Origin of the sequence: Xanthomonas sacchari, from assembly GCF_040529065.1 — a bacterium.
In the GTDB taxonomy this organism is placed as follows: domain Bacteria; phylum Pseudomonadota; class Gammaproteobacteria; order Xanthomonadales; family Xanthomonadaceae; genus Xanthomonas_A; species Xanthomonas_A sacchari.
In genome coordinates this window covers 293,235-306,019 of sequence record NZ_CP132343.1, presented here as the reverse complement: position 1 = coordinate 306,019, position 12,785 = coordinate 293,235, and the positions used below count along the sequence as shown (strand labels likewise).

15 protein-coding genes are annotated in these 12,785 nt (G+C 71.0%); 2 read left to right on the top strand and 13 right to left on the bottom strand.

Annotation, left to right across the window (positions count from 1 at the left end; translation table 11 throughout):
* Positions 1-52 precede the first annotated feature (52 nt).
* The 9 genes from RAB71_RS01275 to rsmG all read right to left on the bottom strand — a co-directional run bounded on the left by RAB71_RS01275 (position 53) and on the right by rsmG (position 7,952).
* A complete protein-coding gene (locus tag RAB71_RS01275) occupies positions 53-1,861 on the bottom strand; it encodes a DUF885 family protein (protein ID WP_040901847.1) in 1,809 nt (602 codons plus the stop codon).
* A 270-nt stretch (positions 1,862-2,131) separates the two neighbouring features.
* Entirely contained in the window at positions 2,132-2,611 is a 480-nt protein-coding gene (locus RAB71_RS01270; RefSeq protein ID WP_234006513.1) for a transposase, read from the bottom strand.
* A 236-nt stretch (positions 2,612-2,847) separates the two neighbouring features.
* The gene (locus RAB71_RS01265; protein ID WP_010342742.1) at positions 2,848-3,189 is read right to left on the bottom strand and encodes a lipid-A-disaccharide synthase N-terminal domain-containing protein; all 342 of its coding nucleotides are present in this window, start codon (positions 3,187-3,189) and stop codon (positions 2,848-2,850) included.
* Between the two features lies 1 nt (position 3,190).
* Positions 3,191-3,913, bottom strand: coding sequence for a glycosyltransferase family 2 protein (locus RAB71_RS01260; RefSeq protein WP_010342743.1), 723 nt, complete (start codon positions 3,911-3,913; stop codon positions 3,191-3,193).
* Positions 3,914-3,997: 84 nt separating this feature from the next.
* Entirely contained in the window at positions 3,998-4,963 is a 966-nt protein-coding gene (locus RAB71_RS01255; RefSeq protein ID WP_010342744.1) for an NAD-dependent epimerase/dehydratase family protein, read from the bottom strand.
* 194 nt (positions 4,964-5,157) lie between these two features.
* Positions 5,158-5,466: a helix-hairpin-helix domain-containing protein gene (locus RAB71_RS01250; protein WP_010342745.1), complete on the bottom strand. Its 309-nt coding sequence runs from the start codon at positions 5,464-5,466 to the stop codon at positions 5,158-5,160.
* Positions 5,467-5,502: 36 nt separating this feature from the next.
* Positions 5,503-6,423, bottom strand: coding sequence for a ParB/RepB/Spo0J family partition protein (locus tag RAB71_RS01245; RefSeq protein ID WP_010342746.1), 921 nt, complete (start codon positions 6,421-6,423; stop codon positions 5,503-5,505).
* Positions 6,423-7,220, bottom strand: coding sequence for a ParA family protein (locus RAB71_RS01240; protein WP_010342747.1), 798 nt, complete (start codon positions 7,218-7,220; stop codon positions 6,423-6,425). Before RAB71_RS01240 ends, RAB71_RS01245 begins: the two co-directional genes overlap by 1 nt.
* Before the next feature lie 90 nt (positions 7,221-7,310).
* The gene (gene rsmG, locus RAB71_RS01235) at positions 7,311-7,952 is read right to left on the bottom strand and encodes a 16S rRNA (guanine(527)-N(7))-methyltransferase RsmG (protein ID WP_010342748.1); all 642 of its coding nucleotides are present in this window, start codon (positions 7,950-7,952) and stop codon (positions 7,311-7,313) included.
* A gap of 95 nt (positions 7,953-8,047) precedes the next feature.
* On the opposite strand from rsmG, the gene RAB71_RS01230 reads away from it, so the two are divergent.
* Complete coding sequence (locus RAB71_RS01230) at positions 8,048-9,658, top strand: alkaline phosphatase (RefSeq protein WP_010342749.1); 1,611 nt, start codon at positions 8,048-8,050, stop codon at positions 9,656-9,658.
* 66 nt (positions 9,659-9,724) lie between these two features.
* Here the strand turns inward: RAB71_RS01230 and RAB71_RS01225 are convergent, their stop codons facing one another.
* A complete protein-coding gene (locus RAB71_RS01225; RefSeq protein ID WP_010342750.1) occupies positions 9,725-10,354 on the bottom strand; it encodes a 4'-phosphopantetheinyl transferase superfamily protein in 630 nt (209 codons plus the stop codon).
* Between the two features lie 129 nt (positions 10,355-10,483).
* On the opposite strand from RAB71_RS01225, the gene RAB71_RS01220 reads away from it, so the two are divergent.
* On the top strand, positions 10,484-10,735 hold the full coding sequence (locus RAB71_RS01220; protein ID WP_010342751.1) for a GlsB/YeaQ/YmgE family stress response membrane protein: 252 nt from the start codon (positions 10,484-10,486) through the stop codon (positions 10,733-10,735).
* A gap of 64 nt (positions 10,736-10,799) precedes the next feature.
* On the opposite strand, the gene RAB71_RS01215 is transcribed toward RAB71_RS01220, so the two are convergent.
* The 3 genes from RAB71_RS01215 to RAB71_RS01205 form a co-directional block, all read right to left on the bottom strand.
* Positions 10,800-11,231 (bottom strand): GFA family protein, encoded by a 432-nt coding sequence (locus RAB71_RS01215; protein ID WP_010342752.1) that lies wholly within the window; start codon positions 11,229-11,231, stop codon positions 10,800-10,802.
* Positions 11,228-12,004 (bottom strand): exodeoxyribonuclease III, encoded by a 777-nt coding sequence (gene xth, locus RAB71_RS01210; protein ID WP_010342753.1) that lies wholly within the window; start codon positions 12,002-12,004, stop codon positions 11,228-11,230. The genes RAB71_RS01215 and xth overlap by 4 nt, the downstream gene beginning before the upstream one ends.
* Positions 12,005-12,083: 79 nt before the next feature.
* Positions 12,084-12,719, bottom strand: a complete 636-nt coding sequence (locus tag RAB71_RS01205) for a hypothetical protein (RefSeq protein WP_010342754.1) — start codon at positions 12,717-12,719, stop codon at positions 12,084-12,086.
* Positions 12,720-12,785 lie beyond the last annotated feature (66 nt).

The following is a 12,785-nucleotide window of genomic DNA, read 5'->3' as shown; positions in this document are numbered from 1 at the left end:
CGCTAGCCGGCGCCCTTCCCGCAGGAGGTGGCGCCGGCCTGGGCGGCGGCGGTCAGGCCTTTTTCTTGCGCGCGGCGATGTAGGCGCGGATCTGCTGCTGCAGCACCGGCAGCGGCACCGAGCCCTGCTGCAGCACCGCGTCGTGGAAGGACTTGATGTCGAAATCCGCGCCGAGCTCGCGTTCGGCTTCGGCGCGCAGGTCGAGGATGGTCAGCTCGCCGAGCTTGTAGCTCAGCGCCTGGCCCGGCCAGGAGATGTAGCGGTCGACCTCGGTGGTGACCTCGTGCTCGCTGAGCGCGGTGCGCTCGCGCAGGTAGGCCTGCGCCTGCGCGCGGGTCCAGCCCTTGTGGTGCACACCGGTGTCGATCACCAGGCGGCAGGCGCGCCACATCTCGTAGCTGAGCCGGCCGAAGTCCTCGTAGGGCGTGGCGTAGATGCCCATCTCCTTGCCCAGCTTCTCGGTGTACAGCGCCCAGCCCTCGCCGTAGGCGGAGATGTAGTTCTCGCGGCGGAACGCCGGCTGTGCGCCCTGCTCCTCGGCCAGCGCACCTTGCAGCGAATGGCCCGGCGAGGATTCGTGCAGGGTCAGCGCCGGCAGGTTGTACAGCGGCCGCGACGGCAGGTCGTAGGTGTTGAGCCAGTAGGTGCCGACGCCGCCGCGGCCGGCGGTCCAGAACGGGGCGATGTCCGCCGGCACCGGCACGATGGTGAAGCGCCCGCGCGGCAGCGTGCCGATGAACTTGCCGACCTCCCCGTCCACACGCTTGGCGATCCACGCGGCGCGATCGAGCAGTTCCTGCGGGGTCTTCACGTAGAACTGCGGATCGGTGCGCAGGAACTGCAGGAACGCCGGGAAGGTCTTCTGCCCGGCCGGCGCGTGGAAGCCGACCTGCTGGATGATCGCGTCCATTTCCTTCTGGATCCGCGCCACCTCGCGCAGGCCGAGCTGGTGGATCTGCTCGGGGTCCATGTCCAGCGTGGTGTACTCGCGGATCTGCTGCCGGTAGTAGGCCTTGCCGTCGGGCAGGGCTTCGGCCGCCAGCGTGGTGCGCGCCTGCGGCATGTACTCCTGGCGATAGAAGCTCAGCAGCTGCGCGTAGGCCGGGATCACCTTGTCGCGCAGCGCCGCCTGCGCCTGCGCGCGCAGTTGCGCTTGCTCGGCGGCGGGAATCTGCGCCGGCATCTGCTTGAACGGCGTGTACAGCACCGCGGTGGTCGGATCCTTCAGTTCGGCCACATTGGCGATGGCGCCGTCGCGGCCGTCGAGCACTGCGCGCGGCACGCTGAAGCCGCGTTTGAGCCCGGCGCGCATGTTGTCGGTCTGCTGCGCGAAGTAGCGCGGCACGTCCTCCAGCCGCGCGATGTAGGCGCGGTACTCGTCGGGCGTGCGCAGCGTGCGCCGGGCCATGAACGCCAGGTCCGACCAGAACGCGCTGTCGGAGTTGAACGGCATTTCGTAGGCGCGCAGGCGCACCGACGCGGCCAGGTTCTCCACCTGCGGCCGGTAGATCGCCAGGTTGACCTGGTTCTCCGGCGAGAGCTGGGCGGCATCGAGCGTGTCCAGTTGCCGCAGCACGTCGTCCCACACCTTCAGGCGCGCGGCCTGCGCGGCCGCGCCGACATCGGGCAGATGGGTGTTGTCGCCGCTGCTGTCGCTGTCCTCGTCGGCCTGGCCCAGCTGCGCCTGGCGCCAGGCCCATTCCTTCTCGTAGATGGCCTGGAACCGCGCATCGGCGGCGCTGGCATTGGCCGTGGCCGGTGTCGCACTGGACGCTGCCGACGCCGGCGGTGCGGCCAGTGCGGGCGTGGCCGCGGCGAACGCGATCAGCAGGGAAATGGCCAGCGGGGTCTTGGCGAGCATCGGCATGGGCGGCACACGGCGGGAACGGATCGTCGATGATCGCATCCCGGCCCGGCTCCGCGGGTGGGCCGGAAGTCCTGTGTGTGGCGATGGCATGCGATGACGGTATTAGGGCATCTGCTAACGCGCTTTGCCGGAACCAGCGGGCATGCCGTCATTTCGTAGGAGCGGCTTCAGCCGCGACGGGCGTTACCGGGAATGCCCGTCGCGGCTGAAGCCGCTCCTACAGCGGGCCTTCCATCGAATATCCCCCCGCTCACGACTGCCACTTCACGGTGGAGAAGTCAGCCACACCGCATCCCAATACGGATAGTCGCCCAGGCGCGGCACCAAGCCGGCACGCAGTGGGTTGGCCACGATGTAACGGGCGACATGCAAGACGTCGTCGTCGCGCCGCAGCGCATGATCGTGAAAGCCGCGCGACCAGACGCAGCCTCCACGCCCTCGCGCACGATTCACAGCGCGGGCGCATCGCCCCTTCGCCCGCTGCATGGCATCGGCCAATGTGATGGTGGCCTGCAGTTCGATCAGGCCGTGCCAGTGATCGGGCATCAGCACCCAGCACAGCAGGCGAGCATCCGGCCAGGTGCTTCGTTCTGCCAGACACGCGGCGGCCGCACGGGCGCATCGCCAATCTGCGAACAACGGCGCCCGCTCGAACGTCACCGCGGTCAGCAGGTAGAGCCGGCCCATATCGCTGTGGCGTCCGGCGCGCAACGCGCGATGGCCTCTGGCTGGTTGGATGTGCATGGCACCAGCATCCACCTCGCCCTCGCGCGGCAACAGCGGCGCCTGGCGATGGCGCCTGTCGGAATAGTGCTCGAATCCCTGTCGGAACGGTCCTGGCAGAGGCTGTGCGCGTGCTTGCCGACGTGTCCGCAGGCGCGACAGGATTCCGGTCGCGGCTGAAGCCGCTCCTACCACGGGGCCAGCTGCGATCGGAGGGTATTACGCGCCGCCTGCAATCGCGCGCAGCGGCAGCGCGCTCAATGCGTCGCGCGGTCGCGGTGCCAGCCGCGGTGCTTGATGTCCAGGTACAGGCTGTAGAAGGCGGTAAAGGCGGGGAACAGGTTCTGCAGCACGCCCACCGAGTCCTGCTTGGCCGAGAACATGAAGTAACTCAGCGTCATCAGGCTGCCGACCACGCTCATGTACCAGAACAGGCGCGGGATCACCGGCTTGCCGGCGCGCTTGGAGGCGACGAACTGCACCAGCCAGCGGCCGCCGAACATCAGCGCGCCGACGTAGCCGATCAGCTTCCAGCCGGTGACGTGCAGCCCGGTCCAGTACAGCGCCTGGATCGGTTCGTTGAGGAAGTTCGCCTCCATCTCAGCGCTCCTGCACCGCGGTGCGGCGGCTGCGCGCGATCAGCCAGGCCACGCCGCGCAGATCGCGGATGCCGACCAGAGCACGGTTGAGGTTGTTGTACTTGGAGACGCCCGAGGTGCGGTGGCGGTGGTTCACCGGCACGCTCAGGGTCTGCCAGCCGGCGCGCTGCATCAGCGCCGGCAGGTAGCGGTGCATGTGGTCGAAGTACGGCAGGTCCAGGAACGCCTCGCGCTCGAACAGCTTGATGCCGCAACCGGTGTCCGGGGTATCGTCGCGCAGCATGCGCGCGCGGATCGCATTGGCCCACTTCGAGGCCCAGCGCTTGCTGCCCGAGTCCTGCCGCGACACCCGCCAGCCGGCGAACAGCTTGACCAGCGGCTCGGCTGCCTGGCGCGCGGCCAGCAGCTTGGGGATGTCGGCCGGATCGTTCTGGCCGTCGCCGTCCAGGGTGGCGATCCACAGCCCGCGCGCGGCCTTGACGCCGTTGCGCACCGCGGTGCTCTGCCCGCTCTGGCTGACATGGTGCAGCACGCGCAGCTCCGGCGTGGACGCCTTCAGCCCTTCGAGCACCGCCAGGGTGTCGTCGCGCGAATGGTCGTCGACGTAGACGATCTCGAAATCGATCGTGCCGCGCAGCGCGGCGACGATCTCGGCGACCAGCGGCGGCACGTTGTCGCGCTCGTTGAACACCGGAACGACGACGGAAAGGGAAAGCTGGCTCATGGATTCGGCAGGGCTGGGCGCGGGGGCGCGTGGGGAAAAAAGCGGGGCATTGTGCCGCGAACCGATGGATCCGCGCATGAAGCGTCAGGCGGCGGCGCCGAAATACTCCCGGCACCAGGCCACCACCTGCGGCAGGCCGACCTCGATCGGGGTGCTCGGATCGAAGCCGAACGCAGCGTGGGCCCGCGCAGTATCGGCCATCGTCTCGATCATGTCGCCCGGCTGCATCGGCCGGTACAGCTTTTCGGCGCTGCGGCCGGCGGCGGCCTCGATCACCGCGATGAAACGCTCCAGTTCCACCGGGGTGTGATTGCCGAGGTTGAACACGCGGTGCGGCACCGGCTCGCTGGAGGGGTGATCGAGCGCGCCGAGCACGCCGGCGACGATGTCGGCGACGAAGGTGAAGTCGCGGCGCATGCGGCCGTGGTTGAACACCTCGATCGGGCGCCCGGCCAGCACCGCGCGGCTGAACAGCAGCGGCGCCATGTCCGGGCGGCCCCAGGGGCCGTACACGGTGAAGAAACGCAGCCCGGTGGCGCGCAGGCCGTACAGCTGCGCGTAGGTATGGGCCATCAGCTCGTTGGCGGCCTTGGTCGCCGCGTACAGCGAGCGCGGCTGGTCGATGCGCTGGTCCTCGGAGAACGGCGGCGTCGCCGAATCGCCGTACACCGAGCTGCTGGAGGCATAGACCAGGTGCTCGACGCCGCGGTGCCGGCACAGCTCCAGCATGTTGACGAAGCCGACCAGGTTGCTGTCGACGTAAGCGTAGGGATTCTGCAGCGAATAGCGCACCCCGGCCTGCGCGGCCAGGTGCACCACGCGGGTCGGCTGCACCTCGTCGAACAGCGCGGCCAGGCCGTCGCGGTCGGTCAGGTCGAGCGTGCGGATGTCCGCGCCCGCGCACAGCGCGGCGACGCGGTCGCGCTTGAGCTGCGGGTCGTAGTAGTCGTTGTAGTTGTCCAGGCCGACCACCAACTGCCCGGCGGCGCGCAGCGCACGGACGGTGTGGGCACCGATGAAGCCGGCGGCGCCGGTGACGAGGATGGGCATGGCGGAATCCTGGAAAACGAAAGACGAAGAAATGGCGGGCGTCGCGACCGGGCAACGCTCAGGGCAGCCCGGCGTTGACGCCGCCCGGATCGATGGCGCTCGCCCGGCGGTGCTGCATGCCGCTCGAGCTGATCTGCGTGTCCTGGTGGCTCATGCAATGCTCCGGTTGCTGCCTCGCGCCGCGGCGCGGGGCCTCAGCGCAGGGTCAGCGGCGCGTCCTTGGCCAGCGCCGCCTTGCGCTCCTTGCTGAATTCCCACCATGGACGCGGCATCTCGCCCTGCATGAAGCGCACGATCGACAGGAACACGTCGATCACGCAGTGGTCGTGCACCACGCCCGTGCGCAAGCACAGCTGCGCGTACATGTCGTACGGATCGCGGCCCTGCAGATGCGCCGGCACGCGGATGCCGATCAGGCGCAGGTCCTTCTCGCAGGCCGGCCCGACGTTGGGCAGGTCGGTCAGGCGCAGCAGGTGGTGGCGGTCGACCTTGCTGGGATGCATGGCGGTGGCGGTCCTGGCGGACGCGGGCGGCGGCGCTCAGGCCTGCCGCGGACGCAGTTTCTCGAGCACGCCGTCCAGCGTGTCCAAATCGGTGTAGTGGATCACCAGCTTGCCCTTGCCGCCGCGGCCGTGGGCGATGGACACCTTGGTGCCCAGTGACTCGGACAGCTCGGTCTCCAGCGAGGCGATGTCGGCCTGCGGCGCGGTGCGCGCCGGCTTGGCCTTGCGGTTGCTCGGCACCTTGCCGGCGGCGAACTGCTGGGCACGGTGCTCGACCTCGCGCACCGACCAGCCCTGGTCGGCGGCGTCGGAGGCCAGGCGGCTGGCCAGTTCCGGCGACAGCGTCAGCAGCGCGCGCGCATGGCCCATCTCCAGGCGCCGCGCCTCCAGCAGTGCGCGGATCGCCGGCGGCAGTTCCAGCAGGCGCAGCAGGTTGGACACCGACGCGCGCGAGCGGCCCACCGCCTCGGCGGCCTCGGCGTGGGTCAGCGAGAACTCGTCGATCAGCCGCTGCAGCGCCTGCGCCTCTTCCAGCGGATTGAGGTCTTCGCGCTGGATGTTCTCGATCAGCGCCATGGCGATGACGGTGCGGTCGTCCAGCTCGCGCACCACCACCGGCACTTCGCTCAGCCCAGCCAACTGCGAGGCGCGCCAGCGGCGTTCGCCGGCGACGATCTCGAAACTGCCCGGCGCCAGTTCGCGGGCGACGATCGGCTGGATCACGCCCTGCGCCTTGATCGACTCGGCCAGCTCCTGCAGCTTGGCCTCGTCCATCTCCTGCCGCGGCTGGTACTTGCCCGGCTGCAGCTGCCCCACCGGCAGGCGGCGCAGGCTCTCGCCCGGCTGCACTTCGGCGGTGGGCACCGGCGCGGCCGCGCCCTTCGGCCCCAGCAGCGCTTCCAGGCCACGGCCGAGGCCGCGCTTCTTCGCTCCGAGGGCGGGGGGCTTGGCACTCATCAGACGGTCTCCATGGCCGGCATCGGCCGATTGCGTTCGTTGCGGCGGCGCACGATCTCGCCGGCCAGTCCCAGGTAGGCGACGCCGCCGCGCGAGGTGCGGTCGTAGCCGACGATGCTCTGGCCATGGCTGGGCGCCTCGGCCAGACGCACGTTGCGCGGCACGATGGTGCGGAACACCTTGTCGCCGAAGTGGTTGGTCAGCTCCGCCGACACCGCGTTGGCCAGGTTGTTGCGCACGTCGAACATGGTGCGCAGCACGCCTTCGATCTCCAGCGCCGGGTTCAGCTCGGCGCGCAGCGCCTCGATGGTCTCCAGCAGCGCGGTCAGCCCTTCCAGCGCGTAGTACTCGCACTGCATCGGCACGATCACCGAGTCGGCGGCGGTCAGCGCGTTCAGGGTCAGCAGCGACAGCGCCGGCGGGCAGTCGATCAGGATGAAGTCGTAGGCCTCGCGCAGCGGCGCCAGCGCGGTCTTCAGCCGCTGCTCGCGCGCCGGCTGGTCCATCAGCTGGATCTCGGCGGCGGTGAGATCGATGTTGCCCGGCAGCAGGTCGAAGCCTTCCGGTGCGGTCACCCGGATCTGTTCGGCGCTGCTCTCGCCGAGCAGCACGTCGCAGGTGGAGGCGGCCAGTTCGCGCTTGTCGATGCCGCTGCCCATCGTCGCATTGCCCTGCGAGTCCAGGTCCACCAGCAGCACGCGCTGCGACTGGCGGGCCAGCGCCGCGGCCAGGTTGACCGCGGTGGTGGTCTTGCCGACGCCGCCCTTCTGGTTGGCGATGGCGATGATGCGGGCCATGCGGGAGCCTCGTCGGCGATGGGGGTGGGACCGGGCATTATGCGGTCACAGCCCCCCGTGGCGGAAATCGGGGCCGGCCGCGGCCGCCGCTCAACCGCGCTCGACCACCACCAGGTGGCGGTCGGCGCCCAGGCCGGGGACCTGCAGCGGGTGCACCGTCGGCGCCACCCAGCCCGGCGGCAGCGCGGCGATCTCCTCGTCCGGACGCACGCCCTTCATCGCCAGCAGGCGCCCGCCCGGGCGCAGCAGGTGGCCGCCGACCGCGACGATGCCGGCCAGCGTGTCCAGCGCGCGCGCGGTCAGCAGGTCGTAGGCGCCGGCCTCGTCCAGCGCCTCGGCGCGCGACTCGGCCACCCGCGCGTTGTCCAGGCGCAGCTGGCGCACCGCCTCGCGCAGGAACCGCGCCTTCTTGCCGTTGCTTTCGACCAGGGTCACCCGCAGTTGCGGCCGCGCGATCGCCAGCGGGATGCCGGGCAGCCCCGGCCCGGTGCCCAGGTCGGCCAGCGCGCCCTCGCTGGCGAACGGCTGCATCGCCAGCGAATCCAGCAGGTGGCGGGTCACCATCTCGTGCGGGTCGCGGATCGCGGTCAGGTTGTAGGTGCGGTTCCAGCGCGTCAGCAGCGCCAGGTAGGCCAGCAGCGGCGGCGCCAGCGCGGCGGCGTCCAGGCCTTGCGCGTGCAGGCCCTGTTCGAGCGCGACGCGGACGGAATCGGGAAGGGAAGCATCGGTCATCGGTGGATTATCGCAGGTGGCGCCGCGCGTGCTGCCATGTTGCGGACATGGGCGCGCGCGAGCATTGTCGGTCGTCTTCAAGCACGCTTCTGCCCATGTCCGACCTTGCAGACACCCCGAACGCGCCCGCCGACGCCCCGCACGATCCGGGCCGCCGCCGGGTGCTGGCCGGGCTGGGCCTGCTGGCGGCGACGCCGCTGCTGAGCCCGTTCGCCCGTGCCAGCGGCAGCGCCGATCCGTTCACCCTGGGCGTGGCGGCGGGCGACCCGCTGCACGACGGGCTGGTGCTGTGGACCCGGCTGGCGCCCCAGCCGCTGGCGCCGGATGGAAGCGGCGGCCTGCGTGCGCCGGTGCCGGTGCGCTGGCGCGTGGCCACCGACGCGGCCATGACCCAGGTGGTCCAGCGCGGTGTGGCGATGGCGCATCCGCGCTGGGGCCATGCCGTGCACGTGGAGGTCAGCGGCCTGCAACCGGGACGGCCGTACTGGTACCGCTTCGAGGCGCTGGGCGCGCAGAGTCCGCTCGGCTGCGCGCGCACCGCGCCGGCGCCTGGCGCCCTGGACAGCGCGCGCTTCGGCTTCGTCTCCTGCGCGCACTGGGAAGAAGGCTATTTCAGCGCCTACCGGCATTTGGCCGCGGAGCGCCCGGACCTGGTGTTCTTCCTCGGCGACTACATCTACGAGTACAGCCACCGCGGCGAGGAAGCCGCCGGCCTGGTGCGCACCCACGGCAGCGGCGACTGCGTCGATCTGGCCGGCTACCGCAACCGCTATGCGCTGTACCGCACCGATCCCGACCTGCAGGCGCTGCATGCGGGCTCCGCCTGCGTGGCGACCTGGGACGACCACGAAGTGCAGAACGACTACGCCAACCGCTGGTCGCAGGACCCGGCCGTGCCCACCGCCGCCTTCCTGCGCCGCCGTGCCGCTGCCTATCAGGCGATGTACGAGCACTTTCCGCTGCGCGCCCGGCATCGTCCGCACGGCCCCGACATGCGTCTCTACCGGGCCCTGGACTACGGCGCGCTGGCGCGCTTCTTCGTCCTCGACGGGCGCCAGTACCGCAGCGAGCAGCCCTGTCCCCTGCCGAACGGCTGGCGCGGCGGGCACGTCGCGCCGCTCGACTGCAAGGACCTGAACGACCCGGCGCGCAGCATGCTCGGCGCGGCGCAGGAGCGCTGGCTGTACCGCGGCTTCGGCCGCTCGCAGGCGCGCTGGAACATCATCGCGCAGGACCTGCTGGTCGCGCCGATCGTGCAGCACGACCGCAACGACGGCCATGTCGGCGCCTGGACCGACGGCTGGGACGGCTACCCGGCCACGCGCACGCGCATGCTCGACGCCATCGTCCGCAGCGGCCTGCGCAATCCGGTGTTCTGGGGCGGCGACATCCATTCCTACTGGGTCACCGATCTCAAGGCCGAGACGACCGACCCGCACGCGCCCACCGTGGCCACGGAGTTCGTCGGCACCTCGATCACCTCCGACGGCCCGCCTTACGAGGAAATCTTGCGACGGCTGCCGGACAATCCGCACGTGCGCTACGCCGAGAGCCGCCAGCGCGGCTACGTGTCGGTGTCGCTGAGCCCGGCGCGGATGGAGACCCGGCTGCAGGCGATCTCCGAACGCCGCGATCCGCACGCCACGGTGTCCACGCTCAAGCGCTTCGTGGTGGAGGATGGCCGCGCCGGTGCGCTCGACGCCTGAGGCACGGCACCCGCGGCGCCTGGCGCGGGTCGGCCGCCGGCTGCGCACCGGTGCGCACGGCGATCGCTACGGCAGCGCCGCAGGGATCCAGGCCAGCGCCGCGCGGTAGCCCGCGACCGGCGCCCATTCGTGCAGATGCCAGGCCTCGGCCTCACCCAGGCCCGGGTCGCACCAGACCAGGCGCAGCGCGCCGCTGGCGCCCTCGGCGAAGCGCAGCCGGTGCAGGCCGAAGGCGATGCCGTGGCCATGCGCCTTGAGCAGCGCTTCCTTGGCGCACCACAGGCGGAAGAACAGCGCCTCGCGCGCCGGCATCGCCAGCGCCGCCAGCAGCGCGACCTCGTCCGGGTGGAAGAAGCGCTGCGCCAGTTCCAGCAGGCGCGGCCGCGGCCGCTGCCGCTCGATGTCCACGCCCAGCCGGGCGTGCGCGGCCACCGCCACCAGCAGGTAGTCGCCGCTGTGGCTCCAGCCGGTGTCCAGGTGCGCCAGCGGCGCATGCAGCCCCGGCCGGCCGCGCGCATCGCGACGCAGCGGCAACTGCGCCGCCGGCAGCGCCAGTTCGCCGGCCAGCAGGTGCCGCGCCTGCGCTTCACCAGAAGTACGCGGCGGATGCGGGCGCAGCCACAGCGCCACCGGGCCAAGGCGCCAGTCCGGCGCCTCGGCGCCGTCGGCGGCGGCCGGGGGCAGCGGCGCGCTCACGCCGCACCCACAAAGCGCAATGGCCGCTGCGCCACGGTGCCGCCGCTATACGACCGCTTCACGGCGGCGCTTCTTAAATGGCGCGCACCCCACCGCTCCTGGTGCGGGCCGAACCGAGGAGTCTGACGCATGGGCATCATCATCTGGTTGATCGTCGGCGGCATCGTGGGCTGGCTGGCCAGCATCATCATGCGCCGTGACGCACAGCAGGGCATCATCCTGAACATCGTGGTTGGCATCGTCGGTGCGCTGATCGCCGGCTGGCTGTTCGGCGGCGGCATCAACCAGGCGATCACCCTGTGGACGTTCCTGTACTCGCTGATCGGCGCGATCATCCTGCTGGCGATCGTCAACCTGGTCACCCGCGGCCGCGCGCGCTGACGCGTCGCCTTTACCGCTTGCGCAAACGCCCGGTTCGCCGGGCGTTTTGCGTTTGCGGCCGCGCTCACGGCGCGGCGCGGTCGGCCGGATGGCGCACGCCGTCCTCGACCGGCACCGCGATGGCCAGCGCATACGGGTCCACGCCCTCCAGGCAACCGACGTTGTAGCCGTACAGGCTGGGATCGGAGCGGCGCCGATGATGGGTGTAGATCCCGCAGGTGCCACAGAAATAGTGCTGCGCGGTGTGGGTGTGGAACTGGTACAGGCGCAGCGCCTGCTCGCCTTCGCGGACATGCAGGGCGGCCAGCGGGACCGACGCCACAATGGCGCCGCGGCGCCGGCACAGCGAGCAGTTGCAGCGGCGCGGGTCGACGATGCCGTGCGGCAGCTCCAGATCGATCTGCACCGCACCGCAGTGGCAACTGAGCCGGTGCAGCGGCGCGATCGCGGTATCTCCGACCTTGTCGATGCAGCGCCGCACGTGGCGCTCGCTCATGCGCCCGTCTCCAGTTCGATCCAGGCCGGCGCGTGGTCGCTGGGACGCTCCCACGTGCGCGGTTCGCGGTCAATGCCGGCGGCACGGGTGCGCGCCTTCAGCGCCTCGGACACCAGGGTCAGATCGATGCGCAGGCCCAGATCGCGGCGGAAGCCGGCCTGGCGGTAGTCCCACCAGCTGAACAGGCCGCCATCGGCATGGTGCAGGCGGAAACCGTCGTGCAGGCCGAGGGCGAGCAGCTTGTGCAGGGCGCCGCGCTCGGCGGTGGAGGTGAGGATGTGGTTGTCGCTCCACACCAGCGGATCGTGCACGTCGCGCGCATCCGGGGCGATGTTGAAGTCGCCCAGCACCACCAGCCGCGGATGCCGCTGCAGCTCGTCGGCCAGCCAGGCGTGCACCGCCTCCAGCCAGCGCAGCTTGTAGGCGTACTTGTCGGTGCCCACGTCCTGGCCGTTGACCACGTACAGATTGACGATGCGCAGGTCGCCGATGGTGGCGGCGATGGCGCGCTTCTGCTCGTCCTCCAGGCCCGGCACGCCGATCTGCACGTCGCCGATCGGCAGGCGCGAGAGGATCGCCACGCCGTTGTAGGTCTTCTGCCCGGCGAACACGCTGCGGTAGCCGGCCTCGGCCAGCGCCGTGTCGGGAAACTTGTGGTCCTCCAGCTTGGTCTCCTGGATCCCGACCACGTCCGGCGCGAACGCGGCCAGCCACTGTTGCAGGTGCGGCAGGCGCACGTTGAGCGAGTTGACGTTCCAGCTGGCGATCTTCAAGGGAAATCCGGGACGGGGAAGCCGGCCGCTATTCTGACCGCAGCCGCGGCAGCGGCCAAACCCGCCGGCCGCGGCCCATTCAGTGCCGCGCGCAGCACTGCGCGAACAGCGCCGGCGCCAGACCCAGCGCCTGCTGCCGCTGCGCCTCGTTCAGGCCATCGAGCAGTTCGTCGGCACCGACCACCTGCTCGGGCGGCGGGAATGGCCGCTCCGGCGCCTGCCGCGCGGCCAGCTGCCAGGCCGCGGCATACGGCGGATCGGCCACCGCGCGCAGCAGTTGCGCCAACGCGTCGATCGATCCGCGGTCGCCGTGCAGGGCGCGGTCTTCCAGTTGCGTCACCACGTCCTCGGCGTCGCGCTCGTCGGCGGCCGACAGTGGCACGGGTTGCCCGTCCGCACCGACGCTGCCGGCGCGCGCAAGCAGTTGCGTCACGCGTTGCGCCAGCAGTTGGCGCTGCGCGTCGGCATCGCCGCCAGCGGCCGCGCTGCGCAGCATCGCCTCGACCTGAGCGGCATCAAGCCGGGCGACGCCGCGACACGCCGCGAGACGGCGCTGTTCGGCCAAACGACGGGCCGTCGCCTCCTTCCTGCTGTCCTCGTCCACGCCCGGCGGCAGCACCGCGCTGGGCGCTGGCGCCTGCGCGCGCTGCCGGCAGTCCAGCGCCAGCAACGCGGTAGCGGACAGCCGTTGCGCCTCGTTGGCGCCTGCCGGCACCGTGGCGAGGGAATCCGCGGCGACAGCGACGACAGGCGCAGCCGTCGCATCCGGTAGCGACCGTGC

Coding starts and splice junctions, on each gene's coding strand:
- RAB71_RS01275 (WP_040901847.1), bottom strand. CDS start 1,861: ATGCTCGCCAAGACCCCGCTGGCCATTTCCCTGCTGATCGCGTTCGCC.
- RAB71_RS01270 (WP_234006513.1), bottom strand. CDS start 2,611: ATGCACATCCAACCAGCCAGAGGCCATCGCGCGTTGCGCGCCGGACGC.
- RAB71_RS01265 (WP_010342742.1), bottom strand. CDS start 3,189: ATGGAGGCGAACTTCCTCAACGAACCGATCCAGGCGCTGTACTGGACC.
- RAB71_RS01260 (WP_010342743.1), bottom strand. CDS start 3,913: ATGAGCCAGCTTTCCCTTTCCGTCGTCGTTCCGGTGTTCAACGAGCGC.
- RAB71_RS01255 (WP_010342744.1), bottom strand. CDS start 4,963: ATGCCCATCCTCGTCACCGGCGCCGCCGGCTTCATCGGTGCCCACACC.
- RAB71_RS01250 (WP_010342745.1), bottom strand. CDS start 5,466: ATGCATCCCAGCAAGGTCGACCGCCACCACCTGCTGCGCCTGACCGAC.
- RAB71_RS01245 (WP_010342746.1), bottom strand. CDS start 6,423: ATGAGTGCCAAGCCCCCCGCCCTCGGAGCGAAGAAGCGCGGCCTCGGC.
- RAB71_RS01240 (WP_010342747.1), bottom strand. CDS start 7,220: ATGGCCCGCATCATCGCCATCGCCAACCAGAAGGGCGGCGTCGGCAAG.
- rsmG (WP_010342748.1), bottom strand. CDS start 7,952: ATGACCGATGCTTCCCTTCCCGATTCCGTCCGCGTCGCGCTCGAACAG.
- RAB71_RS01230 (WP_010342749.1), top strand. CDS start 8,048: ATGTCCGACCTTGCAGACACCCCGAACGCGCCCGCCGACGCCCCGCAC.
- RAB71_RS01220 (WP_010342751.1), top strand. CDS start 10,484: ATGGGCATCATCATCTGGTTGATCGTCGGCGGCATCGTGGGCTGGCTG.
- RAB71_RS01215 (WP_010342752.1), bottom strand. CDS start 11,231: ATGAGCGAGCGCCACGTGCGGCGCTGCATCGACAAGGTCGGAGATACC.